Raw genomic sequence first — 14,297 nt, 5'->3', positions numbered from 1 at the left:
GGCGATGAATGGTGATGTAAACATTACGAATAAAGCTAAAAATGATGTGTCATTGCATAACACAGTAAAACTGGGATTACTCACGACGGCAGGTATGTTAGTTGTTGCTTGTGATGGTTTTGATTGTGTGGTCACGATTATGAACATTTTTGCGTTACCTTCGGCGATTATTCTCGCGAGTGGCTTTATTTTCTCAACCTTATCAATTATTGCTTTTTGTGGTTTCGAGCTGGCTAAGTTATCTGATAGTTTAGAGATTAAACTTACGGATGCATACAAATTGCTAGATGTTTATTTACAAGAATATAATGAAATAAAGACCATCAGAAAGAAAATAGCAAAATATTCTTTATTAAGGCTTTCTGAAAACGAATTGCAGCAATTGGAGCAGATTATCACTTTGCTGGAGCAACGTTTTACCCAATTTAGTGCGATAAGCGAGCAATTCGAGCAGGCTCTTTATGGTGGCCAGCTGCATTTTGCTAAATTAGCCTTATCAATAGTTTTCGCGGCATTACGGTTTGGCGGTAGTTTTTGCGCCGCGCAAACCGTTTCTTTAAGCCTTTTCGGTTTGATTATGACCACAGTTTCACCGGCATCCTTACCCATATTACTGTGTAGCACTTTGGTTGGTTTGGCGGCTATGAGCTTATATTGGTTTGTTGAGTTTCCTGGTTTAGAATCGGTGGTAAGTAGTTGGCTGGGGCTTGATGAGACAAAAATTGCTGCTTTATGTAATCGTGACACCTTGGCGAAACAACAGGAAAAATTAGGAAATTTAAAAGAACACATTCGTGAAGCCACAGAGACAAAACAGCAATTGGCTACGTTAAAACAAAACGCACGAAAAGAAGATGAGCTGGTTATTACGGAAACAGTAACGACAAGCACCAATCGTTATTCATTCATGAGGAATAGTCAGTCTACTGAGCGTGATACGACTAGCCCTTCAATGCGAACAACGTTAGGCCAAACATCGGCATTTTCGTTTTAACACATACAAGTAAGTAATTTTGCAATGACTTATGGGTTGGGTTCATGGGTCAACATTGAGTTTTGCTGCGGCTTGATGCTGTGTTGGGGAAAAACTAAACTTACTATTTAGAGATATAGATTTAAACTAAATACCCAAAATATTCTTAACAAAAGGAATGGTGATTTTGCGTTGGGCCGCCAAAGAGGCATCATCCAGACGATTAAGTAATTGATGCAGGTCATGCATATTACGTGAACAGCGACTAATCAGGAACTGCCCCACACTTTCCGGTAAGTCAAAACCACGACGCGCAGCATGCAGTTTTAAGGTATTAATTTTATCCTCGTCACTCAGTTCCATCAGTTGAATCACTAAGCCCCAACTTAAACGAGAACGTAAGTCGGGCAATTTAATCGGCAGGGTAGTTGGAGACTGATTACCCGAAATAATTAAAAGGCTCTTATCCATATCTTTGATTTTATTATATAAATGGAAAAGTGCTTCTTCCCAGGCAGAATCTTCAGCAATTGCATCGATGTCATCAATACAAATTAAGGCTTGGTCTTCTAAACCTTCAATTGCTTGTGGCCCCCATTCTTTAAGCAAATTCAAAGGGAGGTAAATTGCAGACTCCGTAGAGTTAACTTCTTGGCAAGATGCTTGTAACAAATGAGATTTACCAATGCCATTACAGCCCCAGAGATACAGCAAACGATCTTCTTTGAGGGTCAACATGCGCTGTAATTGTTGCTGCAATAACCTATTCTCACCCCAGTTAAAGTCAGACAGGGTTGCTTCATCATTTAATTTGATAGCTAAGGCCAACTGCTTATTCATTGAGATAATTCTTTTTTAGGCCAGGCTTTTCTGCTCCAGGTCCAAATGTAGTCAAAATAAGTTGTGGCTGTAGTGAACGTAGTTAAGCCAATGAGCGTATTTAAAACGTAATTAGGGAATTGATAATAAGCTAATTCAAATAAGCACGATGTGACCAAGATTAATTGGAGTGCGGTATTAATTTTACTTAAGAGCGTAGGTTTAAAATCCAGTTTACGGCGAATGAAGTGATACCAGGCAAGAACGCCCATTGAAATCGTCAAGTCACGTAGGAAAACCAGCGATACCAGCCACCAGGGGAGTACATCCATTAGCGCTAAAGCAATAAAGCTTGATGCAATTAGTAATTTATCGGCTAAGGGGTCAACAAAAGAACCAAAAAAACTTTGCCAATTAAAACGTCTGGCTAAGAGGCCATCTAATCCATCTGTAACTCCCGCAAGAATAAACGTATAAAAGGAATTGACGTATTCATGGCGATACAAAAACATAAGAAAAGGAACAATTAGTCCTAATCGAAATAAGGTTAATATATTAGGTAAGTGTTTTAGTATCATAGGCCAGACAATAAATTAGTACCCTTTACTTTGGGGCTGTTTACAGCCCCTGGATTGGTTGCCAAGGAAAATATATTGCCTCGAATGATACACCTGAACAATCCGCTGCTGCAAGTTGGCGAATGTCTTAGATGCTAAAATCGTGCATTCTCCTGACACATAAATAAACTATCAGTGCATTATTTTATCTTTTTTCAGTGTGGTCTGGTTGCTTGCACCAGACTACACTGGTTTAATTGCACTGCAAAATTAACACGAGGGAGTGTTTATAATTTAACGTGGATTACTTATCTTTATTCTTACGATAAATAATCGCTGTATTTCCGATTAACTGAACCAACTCAGCACTTAACTGTTGGCATAGCTCATTCGCCATGAGTATGCGGTCTTCTCGCTCTGCGCCATTAATTTTAACTTTAATTAACTCATGAGCAAGCAATGCAACATCAGTTTCTGCGGCTACCGCTTCAGTTAAACCTTTTGCGCCAATAAGAACTACAGGCTTTAAATGATGGGCTTGGGCTTTAAGTGAGCGTCTAAATGATGTGTCCACTGCAAAGGATTCCTTAAAACTAAATAATAAAATGGCAAATTATTGCACGTTTTGCTGGGAATAGGTAGTGAAATTAAGTATCATAGTTAAATTGATATAAAATTATAAACAGTATAGTACTAATTATGAGTCGTACCAAAAGCAGTAAACGCTGGTTGCAAGAGCATTTTGATGATATTTATGTGAAAAAAGCTCAGGCTGAAGGATACCGAAGCCGTGCGGTATATAAACTTAAAGAAGTCGATGAAAAAGAGTTTTTGCTTAAACCTGGCATGACAGTGGTTGATTTAGGTGCCGCTCCTGGAGGCTGGACCCAATATGTTTCCGAACGTCTGCAAGGACGGGGGCGAATCGTGGCCTTAGATATTTTGCCCATGGATTCTCTTCCCGATGTAGATGTTATTCTTGGCGATTTTCGTGAGGATGATGTTTTGCAACAGCTCATGGATTTAATTCCTGAGCGCAGCGTGGACTTGGTTTTATCGGATATGGCCCCAAATATGAGTGGTACGACTGCGATTGATATTCCGCGCGCGATGTATTTAGTGGAGTTAGCCTTTGATTTCGCAGATAAAATGTTAAAGCCTGGAGGCTCTATGTTAGTTAAGATCTTTCATGGTTCAGGTTTTGATGATTTGGTAAAACAGGCAAAAGCTTCTTTTGATAAAGTGGTCATTCGTAAACCGGCCGCTTCACGAGCGCGTTCAAAAGAAACCTATTTGCTGGCAAAGGGATACAATTTATAGTAACTTTATATATTAAGAATTTTGTCCTCTTAAATATAAAGCTTTACGCACAAACGAGGTTAATACTTTGAACGACATGGTTAAGAATTTGTTTTTATGGCTGATTATTGCGATCGTGCTGGTCTCTGTTTTCAGTAATTTCGGGCCTCGCAACTCTGCTGCCGAGAAAATTTCCTACAGCCAATTTCTGAAAGAAGTCGATCAGGGTATGGTAAATACGGTGACTATTGAAGACGATAAAATCATCAAAGGCATAACTAAAAATAATAAACGCTTTGTTACCTACATGCCGATGCAAGATAATGCATTGCTTGGCGAGCTATTAAAAAGCAAGGTAGACGTTAGCGGACAAGAGAAGCAGCAAGAAAGCTTTTTATTACACTTGTTTGTAAATTGGTTCCCCATGCTCCTATTAATTGGTGTTTGGGTATTCTTTATGCGCCAAATGCAAGGCGGGGGCGGTCGAGGCGCGATGTCTTTTGGTCGTTCACGTGCTCGCCTATTAGGCGAGGATCAAGTCAAAGTAACTTTTGCTGATGTGGCAGGGGTTGATGAAGCTAAAGATGAGGTGAAGGAGTTAGTTGATTTCTTACGTGATCCAACCAAATTCCAAAATCTCGGCGGACGTATTCCCCGTGGCGTTTTACTTGTTGGCTCTCCAGGTACTGGTAAGACCTTATTAGCGAGAGCGGTTGCCGGTGAAGCAAAAGTACCTTTTTTTACGATTTCTGGTTCTGATTTCGTTGAAATGTTTGTCGGTGTGGGCGCATCTCGTGTACGCGATATGTTTGAGCAAGCAAAGAAGCACGCTCCATGCATTATTTTTATCGATGAAATCGATGCTGTGGGTAGACACCGCGGAGCGGGGCTTGGTGGCGGCCATGATGAGCGTGAACAAACATTGAACCAATTACTGGTAGAAATGGATGGCTTTGAAGGAAGCGAAGGGGTTATTGTTGTCGCGGCAACGAACCGCCCTGATGTTTTAGACCCTGCATTATTACGTCCAGGCCGCTTTGACCGTCAGGTTGTAGTACCCTTACCCGATATTCGTGGTCGTGAGCAAATCTTGAGAGTACACCTACAGAAAGTTCCTGTAGATAGTGGCATTGAGGTAATGGATATTGCACGTGGTACCCCAGGTTTTTCTGGAGCTGACTTATCAAATCTAGTGAATGAGGCTGCATTGTTTGCTGCACGTGCAAATAAGCGCAAAGTCAGCATGATTGAATTAGAGAAAGCTAAAGACAAGATTATGATGGGTGCCGAACGTCGCTCCATGGTGATGGATGACAACGAGAAAAAACTAACCGCATATCATGAAGCAGGACATGCTATTGTGGGTTTATCTGTTCCAGAACATGACCCAGTATACAAAGTGTCCATTATTCCACGCGGGCGTGCATTAGGTGTCACGATGTTCTTGCCTGAGCAAGATCGGTATAGCCATAGCAAACGTCGTTTGGAAAGCCAATTATCGAGTTTGTTTGGTGGTCGAATAGCTGAAGAGCTAATTTTTGGACTGGAAAGTGTTACCACTGGTGCATCGAATGACATTATGCGTTCAACTGAAATTGCACGTAAAATGGTTACTTCCTGGGGATTATCTGCTCTTGGCCCACTTACTTTTGGCGAAGAAGAGGAAGAAGTATTCCTAGGACGTTCTATGAATAAACATAAAGAAATGTCTGATAGAACAGCGCAGCAAATTGATGATGAAGTTCGTGCTATTATTGATAGAAATTATCAAAGAGCCAAAGAAATCCTGGTTGCCAACATGGATAAATTACATCTGATGGCACAAAGCCTGATTAAGTATGAAACCATTGATAGCCAGCAAATCCACGAAATTATGTCTGGCAAAGAGCCTTCTCCACCACAAGATTGGGGAACGACCTCTAAGCCTTTAGATAAAGCTGATGTAGTCAATGATGCTCCTGCAAAGTCAGGTGATAATGAAGTTAGCGTTAATCCTGCTGAAGAGCACTAGTAGTTTTAAGTGAGAGTCGCTGGTGAATGTAGAGCAATTTTTAAGCTGGCTTGCGCACCGTAGCCAGCTTCCTGCCGGGTGTTATTCCGAAAAACCATTGATTATGGGGATCTTAAATGTAACCCCTAATTCTTTTTCTGATGGTGGTAAGTTTTTATCCCAGGATAGTGCCTGTGAGCATGCCTTGCGTTTAATTGACCAAGGTGCTGATTTGATTGATATAGGTGGTGAATCAACTAAGCCTGGAGCGAAGCCGGTATCAGTTGAAGACGAGCTGAATAGGGTGATACCCGTTATCGAACAAATTCGTGCTCATTCTGATGTTTGTATTTCAATTGATACGAATAAACCGGAAGTAATGGCTGCAGCAGTGAAGGCTGGGGCTAATATAATTAATGATATTAATGCGTTACGTGCAGAGGGCGCGTTGGAACTCATCGCAGAGTTAGCAGTTCCAGTGTGCTTGATGCACATGCAGGGTGAGCCCCGTACAATGCAACAAAACCCTGATTATCCTGAAGGGGTTTATGAAACAGTGAGCCGGTTTTTTATTGAACGCATCAATGCGTGTTTGAATGCAGGCATTGAAAAACAACACTTAATTTTAGATTTTGGTTTTGGTTTTGGCAAACAAACGCAAGATAACTTATATTTAATAAAGATGCTTGATCATTTTGCTGAATTTCAAATGCCATTTCTTTTAGGTGTTTCACGCAAGAGTTCAATTGGAGCCGCGCTCAACAAAGAGGTGGATGATCGTTTAATAGGAAGTATTACCCTGGCGGTGTATGCGGCATTAAAGGGCATAGGAATTATAAGAACGCATGATGTCGATGAAACCCATCAAGCGTTAAAAATGATCGATTTAGTGGAACGAGCGCAATAGTCTAACAATAAGGTAGGAAAGGATGAGTCAACGTAAATATTTTGGTACTGATGGTATACGTGGACACGTAGGATTATCAAATATTAATCCTGAATTTGTTTTAAAATTAGGTTGGGCCGTAGGGCGTGTACTGGCAAATGGCCATCGGAAAAAGGTTGTTATAGGTAAAGACACTCGAGTGTCTGGTTATATGCTGGAATCTGCATTGGAGGCCGGTTTATCTGCAGCAGGTGTTGACGTGGCCTTATTGGGTCCAATGCCGACCCCAGCAATTGCCTATTTAACACAAACACTAAGAGCTAATGCCGGGATTGTGATTAGTGCCTCACATAATTTATTTGAAGATAATGGCATCAAATTCTTCTCTGCTGAAGGTGGCAAGATCCCTGACAGCGTAGAGCTTGCTATTGAAGCAGAATTAGATAAAAAGATGGAAACGGTTCCTTCAGAGCAATTAGGGAAGGCTACGCGTATTAATGACGCAACCGGTCGTTACATTGAGTTCTGTAAATCAACTATACCCTCGATGACTCGCTTATCCGGCCTAAAAATCGTGGTTGATTGTGCAAATGGCGCCACCTATCACATTGCCCCTAATGTTTTTGCCGAATTAGGAGCTAATGTTACTGCAATTGGAAATAAGCCTGATGGTTTTAATATCAATCAGGATTGTGGTTCAACTTCTCCTGCTCATTTGATTCAAAAGGTCCTCAGCACGGGCGCTGATATTGGTATTGGTTTAGATGGTGATGGTGACCGCGTATTATTAGTCGATGCAAAAGGTAATTTGCTTGATGGCGATCAAATTCTCTATATCATTGCGAAAGATCGTCATGAGCGTGGTGTTCTGCATGGCGGTGTTGTTGGTACCATTATGAGTAACTATGGCTTGGAAATGGCGATTAGCGAATTGGGTATTCCTTTTATCCGTTCCAATGTGGGAGACCGCTATGTTCTCGAAGCTCTACGAGAAAATAATTGGAAGATTGGTGGAGAAACATCCGGCCATATCGTTTGTCTTGATAAAACCACAACCGGTGATGGTATTGTTGCTGCGCTACAAGTCTTATCGATTATGGTGAAACAAGGAAAGAGCTTACAGGAATTAACTGGTGGCATTTCATTGTTACCACAAAGCTTGGTTAATTTAAAAACTACGCATGCCTCATTACTCGCTAAAAATTCAGAAGTAATCCGTGTGGTAAAAAGCTTGGAAACCAGCTTGCATGGAGAAGGCCGTGTCTTATTACGACCCTCTGGCACCGAGCCCTTATTGCGAGTTATGGTCGAAGGCCAAGATCAGTCTTTAGTTGTGCAACAGGCGCAAAAGCTATGTGATGACATCAGCCAAATCGAAAAAAACTTACACCATTAAAATTATCTAACCTGGTTGCTTGCGACCAGGTTTTCCTTAAAGGATTTCAATCCTCCTTGAAACAAAACACGCTCAATGTGCTGCTTAATGATGGGCAGTTGTGCAATATGAAGATTCAACCTGCACGATATCAAGCATTAATTGGCAATAAACCTCTTTTTTTATAAAAAAACAACAATAAGACTACACATCTTTACCTAGTTTGGGTATAGTCGCGCAGTTGAACGCGAGAGGACAGCACATGAGGCATAAAATAGTTGCTGGTAACTGGAAGATGAATGGCCAATTACAGCAAGTGATTCAATTAACGAATCAGCTCAAGGAAATGTTAAGCTCTGACGATACGCTTCATGTAGCAATTATGCCTCCCGCAATTTACATACCGCAAGTTAATGAACTACTTGCGAAGAGCAGCATTAAACTCGGAGCACAGAATGTATATCCAAAAGATTCTGGTGCCTTCACCGGCGAGCTTTCCGGTCCGATGTTAAAAGAGTTTAATTGCCGTTATGTTTTAGTTGGGCATTCTGAAAGAAGACATATTTTTCAAGAAGATGAAAAATTTGTGGCACAAAAATTCCACCATGTTAAAGAACATGATATGATACCTGTTCTTTGCGTTGGTGAAACGCTGGAAGAGCGTGAAAATAGACACACAGAACAAGTAATTGCCAGGCAAATTCTGGCCGTAAGTGAAAATAACAATAATTGCTTTCAAAACTGTGTAATAGCTTATGAGCCTGTTTGGGCTATAGGCACAGGAAAAACTGCATCAACTGATGAGGCACAAGAAGTGCACCAGTTTATCAGGAAACTGGTTAGCGATATTAATCGTGATGATGCTGAGCGTTTATCTATCCTCTACGGAGGTAGTGTAAATGAAAATAATGCCGCGGCTTTATTTGCTATGCCCGATGTTGATGGTGGACTAGTAGGTGGAGCATCGTTAAATGCAAAACAGTTTGTGGAAATAGTGAAATGTATCAATTAATATTAGTTATACATGTGTTAGTAGCAATGGTCGTAATCGGCCTTGTTCTTATTCAACATGGTAAAGGTGCTGATATAGGCGCAGCTTTTGGTTCTGGTGCATCAAATACACTATTTGGTAGTCAGGGAACTGGTAGTTTTTTATTTAAATTAACCGGTGGTTTGGCGTTAACATTTTTTGTAACTAGTCTATTGCTGTCTTACATGGTATCTGTACAATATCACAAAACAGAACAGCTAGCTGCTCCTCAACAAACAAGCGTACCTGTGAACTCTATTCCAGTACCTGTTGATAACAGCAAAAGTGATAAGAAAGAATAAAACACTTGGGGTGTTTGCCTTTCAGTAAATTGGACGGTAGACAAAGCCTAATAATAAGAATTGCCGAAGTGGTGGAATTGGTAGACACGCCGTCTTGAGGGGGCGGTGGCGTAAGCCGTGCCGGTTCGAGTCCGGCCTTCGGCACCATTTAATCGAGCAAGGTGACATAATGCTATCTCAATACTTACCCGTTCTTGTATTCATAATCATCGGATTAGTTCTTGGTCTGGTGATGTTGGGAGCTGGTGCCCTGCTTTCAAAACATAGTCCTGATGCAGCTAAAAACGCACCGTACGAGTGTGGCTTTGGCGCATTTGAAAATTCTCATTTGCCTTTTGATGTGCGTTTCTATCTGGTAGCAATACTATTTATCATATTTGATTTAGAAACCGCATTTTTCTTTCCTTGGGCTTTAGCCTTACGCAAAATTGGATGGTTTGGATTTTTCGGAATGATGTTATTTCTCGGTTTATTGGTCATTGGCTTTATTTATGAATGGAAGCGTGGCGCGTTAGAGTGGGAATAATTTTAAAAGCGTGACAAAAAGCTTAACGAATCGTAACTTCTCTGTTGTTGCTTGATTAAAGTAAGTATTTCATAAACAGTAGTTTTAATTTTTGAGATTATTTACTAAATCAAAAAAACTATTGAGACGTTACGAATGTTTTTATTAATATTTAACTGCTTAGAGGCTAGCTATGGCGGTTGCAGAATTGCAAAAAAGTGGCTTTGTAACGACTTCGGTCGACAAACTTGTTGGATGGGCGCGTAGTGGTTCTATGTGGCCTATGACTTTTGGTTTGGCATGCTGTGCAGTCGAGATGATGCATGTTGGTGCTGCGCGTTATGATTTGGACCGGTTTGGTATTATTTTTCGTCCAAGTCCACGTCAAGCAGATGTCATGATAGTTGCGGGGACCTTATGTAATAAGATGGCTCCTGCTTTACGCAAAGTTTATGATCAGATGCCTGAACCACGTTGGGTTATTTCCATGGGTTCATGTGCCAATGGTGGTGGTTATTATCACTATTCTTATTCAGTCGTTCGTGGATGTGATCGGATTGTTCCTGTTGATGTTTATGTTCCAGGATGTCCGCCAACCGCTGAAGCACTGCTTTACGGGATTATTCAATTACAGAATAAAATCAGACGTAAAAACATATTAGAAGCGTAAGATCATCAAAGGTGCAAATTAGATGACAAAGAATGATTATTTGGTTGAAAGACTAAAGACTGAGTTAGCGAGTCATATCAACGACGTGAGTGTAGCATTTGACGAAGTAACCGTTGAATGTGATGTTGCTAACGTAAAAACATTAATGATGGAATTGCGTGATGTTTGTGCTTTTTCATTTGATCAACTTATAGACCTTTGTGCAGTAGACTATCTACTTTATGGTGAATACGATTGGGAAACTGATTCTGCTACAGAAAAGGGGTTTTCTCGTGGTGTAGAACGCCAAGATGCTAAAGCCTATGCACTAAATAAGCCACGTTTTGCCGTAGTTTATCACCTGCTTTCAACACAAAAAAATCATCGCCTACGCGTTAAAGTGTTCCTTGATGAAAAAAATCTAATTATTCCTTCAGTGCATCATCTTTGGAAAGGCGCTAACTGGTTTGAACGCGAAGCCTACGATTTGTATGGTGTTTTATTTGATGGGCATCCGGATTTAAGACGTATTTTGACTGACTATGGTTTTATTGGACATCCATTCCGTAAAGATTTCCCTCTAAGTGGCGAGGTTGAAATGCGCTACGATGCAAAATTACAAAAAGTTATTTACGCACCTGTTGATATAGTGCCAAGAGTATTGGTGCCTAAGGTTATTCGTAATGATAACCGTTATACAGTTAATGAGAAGGGCGGCGAATAATGATTGAATTAAAGAATTACACGTTAAATTTTGGTCCACAGCATCCCGCAGCCCATGGGGTTTTGCGTTTGGTGTTAGAGCTGGAAGGTGAGACTATTGTTCGTGCTGATCCACATATTGGCTTATTGCACCGTGCAACAGAAAAATTAGCGGAAACAAAACCATACATACAAAACATTGGCTATATGGATCGCCTCGATTACGTATCCATGATGTGTAATGAACATGCCTATGTTCGTTCCATAGAAAAGCTGTTAGGTATTGAAGCACCGTTAAGAGCGCAATACATCCGTACCCTGTTTGATGAAATCACTCGTGTGTTAAACCACCTTTTATGGTTAGGTGCGATCGCGCTAGATATTGGTGCAATGACCGTATTCCTATATTGCTTCAGAGAGCGCGAAGATTTATTTGACTGCTATGAAGCTGTATCTGGTGCGCGTATGCATGCTACCTACTACAGACCAGGTGGTGTTGCTCGTGATTTACCTGATACCATGGCTCAATATAAAGCTTCAAGATGGCACAGTGATCGTGAAGTAGACAAAATGAATCAAGACCGCAGCGGTACCTTACTTGATTTTATTTGGGCGTTTACAGAGCGCTTCCCACGTTGCGTTGATGAATATGAAACCTTATTGACCGACAATAGAATTTGGAAACAACGTACAGTAGATATTGGTGTTGTTTCTCCAGAGCAAGCCTTGCAGTGGGGCTTTACCGGCCCAATGCTACGTGGCTCAGGTATTGCTTGGGATCTGCGTAAAAAGCAAAACTATGCTGTTTATGACCAAGTCGATTTTGATGTACCAGTGGGTAAAACTGGAGATTGTTATGACCGTTATTTGGTTCGAGTCGAAGAATTAAGACAATCAAATCGAATTATTAGACAATGCGTCGAATGGCTAAGAAAAAATCCAGGACCGGTTCGTCTTGATGATCATAAGATTACACCACCACGACGTGTTGAAATGAAGCACGACATGGAAGCCTTAATTCATCATTTCAAATTATTCACTGAAGGCTTTTGTTTGCCTCGTGGAGAAGTATATAGCGCTGTTGAAGCGCCAAAAGGCGAGTTTGGTATTTATATGGTATCAGATGGCGCTAATAAACCGTACCGACTGAAAATTCGTGCTCCTGGATTCGCGCATTTATCAAGTTTTGATGAAATGGTAAGAGGACATATGCTTGCAGATGGTGTGGCTATTTTGGCAAGTCAGGATATCGTGTTTGGTGAAATTGATCGTTAGATCAACATAAATTCAGTTCGATGTAAAAACATTATATCGAATTTACACTAGTGTAATGTATTAAACATAGCCTGGGCGCAAGAGAACGGTGACCAGGATTTATTGTTTGTACACATGAAATAAAGGTTTAGATATGTCTGATAATTCAGCAAAAATATTAAATCAATTGATATCGAAAGAACGCATGCAAGATATTGATCATTGGATAGCAAAATATCCTCAAGATCAAAAGCAGTCTGCAGTAATGAGTGCTTTAAGAATTGTTCAAGAAGAGCATAATCATTTATCTCCAGAATTGATGGATGCAGTAGCTAATTATCTTGAAATGCCTGCCATTGCAGTATATGAAGTAGCAAGCTTCTATACCATGTATGAGCATAAACCTGTTGGAAAACACTTACTGAATGTGTGCACCAACATCTCTTGTATGTTACGTGGTTCTGCTGGTGTGGTTGACCACCTGGAAAACAAATTAGGGATCAAGTTAGGTGAAACTACAGATGATGGCCGTTTTACTTTACGGTCTGTTGAATGCTTAGGTGCGTGTGTTAATGCACCAATGATGCAGGTAGATAAAGATTATCACGAGAATCTGACTCCTGAGTCGATAGATAAAGTGTTAGGCCAATACGAATAAAAGATAGAGGTGGTTGCCGTGGTCGAATTAAATCAAGTTTGTTACCGAACAGTTCATTTACCAGAGCCTTGGACTCTATCTGCTTATGAACGTGTTGGTGGATACAGTGCCTGGAGAAAGATATTAAAAGAGCAAACTTCTCCCCAATTAATTATTGATGAATTAAAAACATCCGCATTGCGAGGCCGTGGTGGTGCGGGTTTCCCTACCGGATTAAAGTGGAGTTTTATGAATCGTAACTCTCCCGTACAGAAATATGTTGTATGTAATTCGGACGAAGGTGAGCCAGGTACCTGTAAAGACCGTGAAATATTAGCTTTAAATCCACACCAGCTAATTGAAGGCATGGCGATTGCTGGATATGTGATGGGTGCAACGGTTGGTTATAACTACATTCGTGGTGAATTCTGGTTACCTTATGAGCACACGGAAGCTGCCTTAAAAGAAGCTTATGCAGCTGGCTTATTAGGAAAAAATATTTTAGGTTCTGGTGTCGATTTCGATTTATACAATCATTTAGGTGCTGGTGCATATATTTGTGGTGAAGAAACAGCTTTACTTAATTCATTAGAAGGTAAGAAAGGACAGCCACGTTTTAAACCACCATTCCCTGCGAATTATGGTTTATATGGCAAACCTACAACCATTAACAACACAGAAACTTTTGCTTCTGTTCCTGTAATTATGGAAAAAGGTGGCGAGTGGTTCTTAAAACTTGGCAAACCTAATAATGGTGGGACTAAGTGCTTTAGCGTTAGTGGCCATGTGAATAAGCCTGGCAATTTTGAAATCCCACTAGGTACTCCATTTAAGACCCTATTGGAACTTGCTGGTGGCGTACTTCATAATCGCAAAATCAAAGCAGTGATTCCTGGTGGCTCATCCATGCCGGTTTTACCAGGTGATGTGATGATGGGGTTGGATATGGACTACGACAGCATCCAAAAAGCAGGCTCTGGATTGGGTTCAGGGGCTGTAATCATTATGGATGAAACAACCTGTATGGTCGATGCTTTATATCGAATCTCAGAATTTTATATGGATGAATCTTGTGGTCAGTGTACACCTTGCCGTGAAGGTACGGGTTGGTTAGTACGCTTATTACACCGAATCAAAGATGGCCATGGAAAGCCTGGTGATATAGAGAAATTAGTCAATGTTGCTGACAATATCGAAGGACGAACTATTTGTGCATTAGGGGAAGCAGCAGCTTGGCCTGTACAAAGTTTCGTTAAGCACTTTTATCATGAATTTGATTACTTCATTAAGCATAAACGCTCGATCGTCGCAGCATAATT

General features: G+C 40.7%; 16 protein-coding genes and 1 tRNA gene. 14 read left to right on the top strand and 3 right to left on the bottom strand.

Annotation, left to right across the window (positions count from 1 at the left end):
* Positions 1-994 (top strand): hypothetical protein (locus ACQY7T_RS14425; protein ID WP_428414232.1); only part of this gene is annotated, 994 nt, incomplete at its 5' end.
* A 126-nt stretch (positions 995-1,120) separates the two neighbouring features.
* Here the strand turns inward: ACQY7T_RS14425 and hda are convergent.
* The 3 genes from hda to yhbY all read right to left on the bottom strand — a co-directional run bounded on the left by hda (position 1,121) and on the right by yhbY (position 2,923).
* Entirely contained in the window at positions 1,121-1,813 is a 693-nt protein-coding gene (gene hda / locus ACQY7T_RS14420) for a DnaA regulatory inactivator Hda (protein WP_428414231.1), read from the bottom strand.
* Positions 1,810-2,370, bottom strand: a complete 561-nt coding sequence (locus ACQY7T_RS14415; RefSeq protein WP_428414230.1) for a CDP-alcohol phosphatidyltransferase family protein — start codon at positions 2,368-2,370, stop codon at positions 1,810-1,812. Before ACQY7T_RS14415 ends, hda begins: the two co-directional genes overlap by 4 nt.
* Before the next feature lie 283 nt (positions 2,371-2,653).
* Entirely contained in the window at positions 2,654-2,923 is a 270-nt protein-coding gene (gene yhbY / locus ACQY7T_RS14410) for a ribosome assembly RNA-binding protein YhbY (protein WP_428414229.1), read from the bottom strand.
* A gap of 125 nt (positions 2,924-3,048) precedes the next feature.
* On the opposite strand from yhbY, the gene rlmE reads away from it, so the two are divergent.
* From rlmE to nuoF, 13 genes are all read left to right on the top strand, one after another.
* Positions 3,049-3,669: a 23S rRNA (uridine(2552)-2'-O)-methyltransferase RlmE gene (gene rlmE, locus ACQY7T_RS14405; protein ID WP_428414228.1), complete on the top strand. Its 621-nt coding sequence runs from the start codon at positions 3,049-3,051 to the stop codon at positions 3,667-3,669.
* 76 nt (positions 3,670-3,745) lie between these two features.
* Positions 3,746-5,659, top strand: a complete 1,914-nt coding sequence (ftsH, locus tag ACQY7T_RS14400) for an ATP-dependent zinc metalloprotease FtsH (RefSeq protein WP_428414235.1) — start codon at positions 3,746-3,748, stop codon at positions 5,657-5,659.
* A 22-nt stretch (positions 5,660-5,681) separates the two neighbouring features.
* Positions 5,682-6,545 carry a dihydropteroate synthase gene (folP, locus tag ACQY7T_RS14395; protein ID WP_428414227.1) on the top strand — a complete coding sequence of 288 codons (864 nt, stop codon included), beginning with the start codon at positions 5,682-5,684 and terminating at the stop codon, positions 6,543-6,545.
* A gap of 22 nt (positions 6,546-6,567) precedes the next feature.
* Positions 6,568-7,920, top strand: coding sequence for a phosphoglucosamine mutase (gene glmM / locus ACQY7T_RS14390; protein WP_428414226.1), 1,353 nt, complete (start codon positions 6,568-6,570; stop codon positions 7,918-7,920).
* A 241-nt stretch (positions 7,921-8,161) separates the two neighbouring features.
* Complete coding sequence (gene tpiA, locus ACQY7T_RS14385; protein ID WP_428414225.1) at positions 8,162-8,911, top strand: triose-phosphate isomerase; 750 nt, start codon at positions 8,162-8,164, stop codon at positions 8,909-8,911.
* Positions 8,899-9,231, top strand: coding sequence for a preprotein translocase subunit SecG (gene secG, locus ACQY7T_RS14380; RefSeq protein WP_428414224.1), 333 nt, complete (start codon positions 8,899-8,901; stop codon positions 9,229-9,231). Before tpiA ends, secG begins: the two co-directional genes overlap by 13 nt.
* Before the next feature lie 62 nt (positions 9,232-9,293).
* Positions 9,294-9,378, top strand: a tRNA-Leu gene (locus ACQY7T_RS14375).
* A gap of 22 nt (positions 9,379-9,400) precedes the next feature.
* Positions 9,401-9,757, top strand: a complete 357-nt coding sequence (locus ACQY7T_RS14370) for an NADH-quinone oxidoreductase subunit A (RefSeq protein WP_133136492.1) — start codon at positions 9,401-9,403, stop codon at positions 9,755-9,757.
* Between the two features lie 172 nt (positions 9,758-9,929).
* Positions 9,930-10,406: a NuoB/complex I 20 kDa subunit family protein gene (locus tag ACQY7T_RS14365; RefSeq protein ID WP_428414223.1), complete on the top strand. Its 477-nt coding sequence runs from the start codon at positions 9,930-9,932 to the stop codon at positions 10,404-10,406.
* A 22-nt stretch (positions 10,407-10,428) separates the two neighbouring features.
* Positions 10,429-11,109, top strand: coding sequence for an NADH-quinone oxidoreductase subunit C (locus tag ACQY7T_RS14360; RefSeq protein ID WP_428414222.1), 681 nt, complete (start codon positions 10,429-10,431; stop codon positions 11,107-11,109).
* Entirely contained in the window at positions 11,109-12,362 is a 1,254-nt protein-coding gene (locus tag ACQY7T_RS14355) for an NADH-quinone oxidoreductase subunit D (protein ID WP_428414221.1), read from the top strand. Before ACQY7T_RS14360 ends, ACQY7T_RS14355 begins: the two co-directional genes overlap by 1 nt.
* A gap of 133 nt (positions 12,363-12,495) precedes the next feature.
* Positions 12,496-12,999 (top strand): NADH-quinone oxidoreductase subunit NuoE, encoded by a 504-nt coding sequence (gene nuoE, locus ACQY7T_RS14350; protein ID WP_428414220.1) that lies wholly within the window; start codon positions 12,496-12,498, stop codon positions 12,997-12,999.
* 18 nt (positions 13,000-13,017) lie between these two features.
* Positions 13,018-14,295: an NADH-quinone oxidoreductase subunit NuoF gene (gene nuoF, locus ACQY7T_RS14345; protein ID WP_428414219.1), complete on the top strand. Its 1,278-nt coding sequence runs from the start codon at positions 13,018-13,020 to the stop codon at positions 14,293-14,295.
* Positions 14,296-14,297: the final 2 nt, after the last annotated feature.

The sequence above is a fragment of the Legionella sp. genome (assembly GCF_965140895.1).
Taxonomy (GTDB): domain Bacteria; phylum Pseudomonadota; class Gammaproteobacteria; order Legionellales; family Legionellaceae; genus Legionella.
This window is presented reverse-complemented; position numbering and strand designations above follow the sequence as displayed.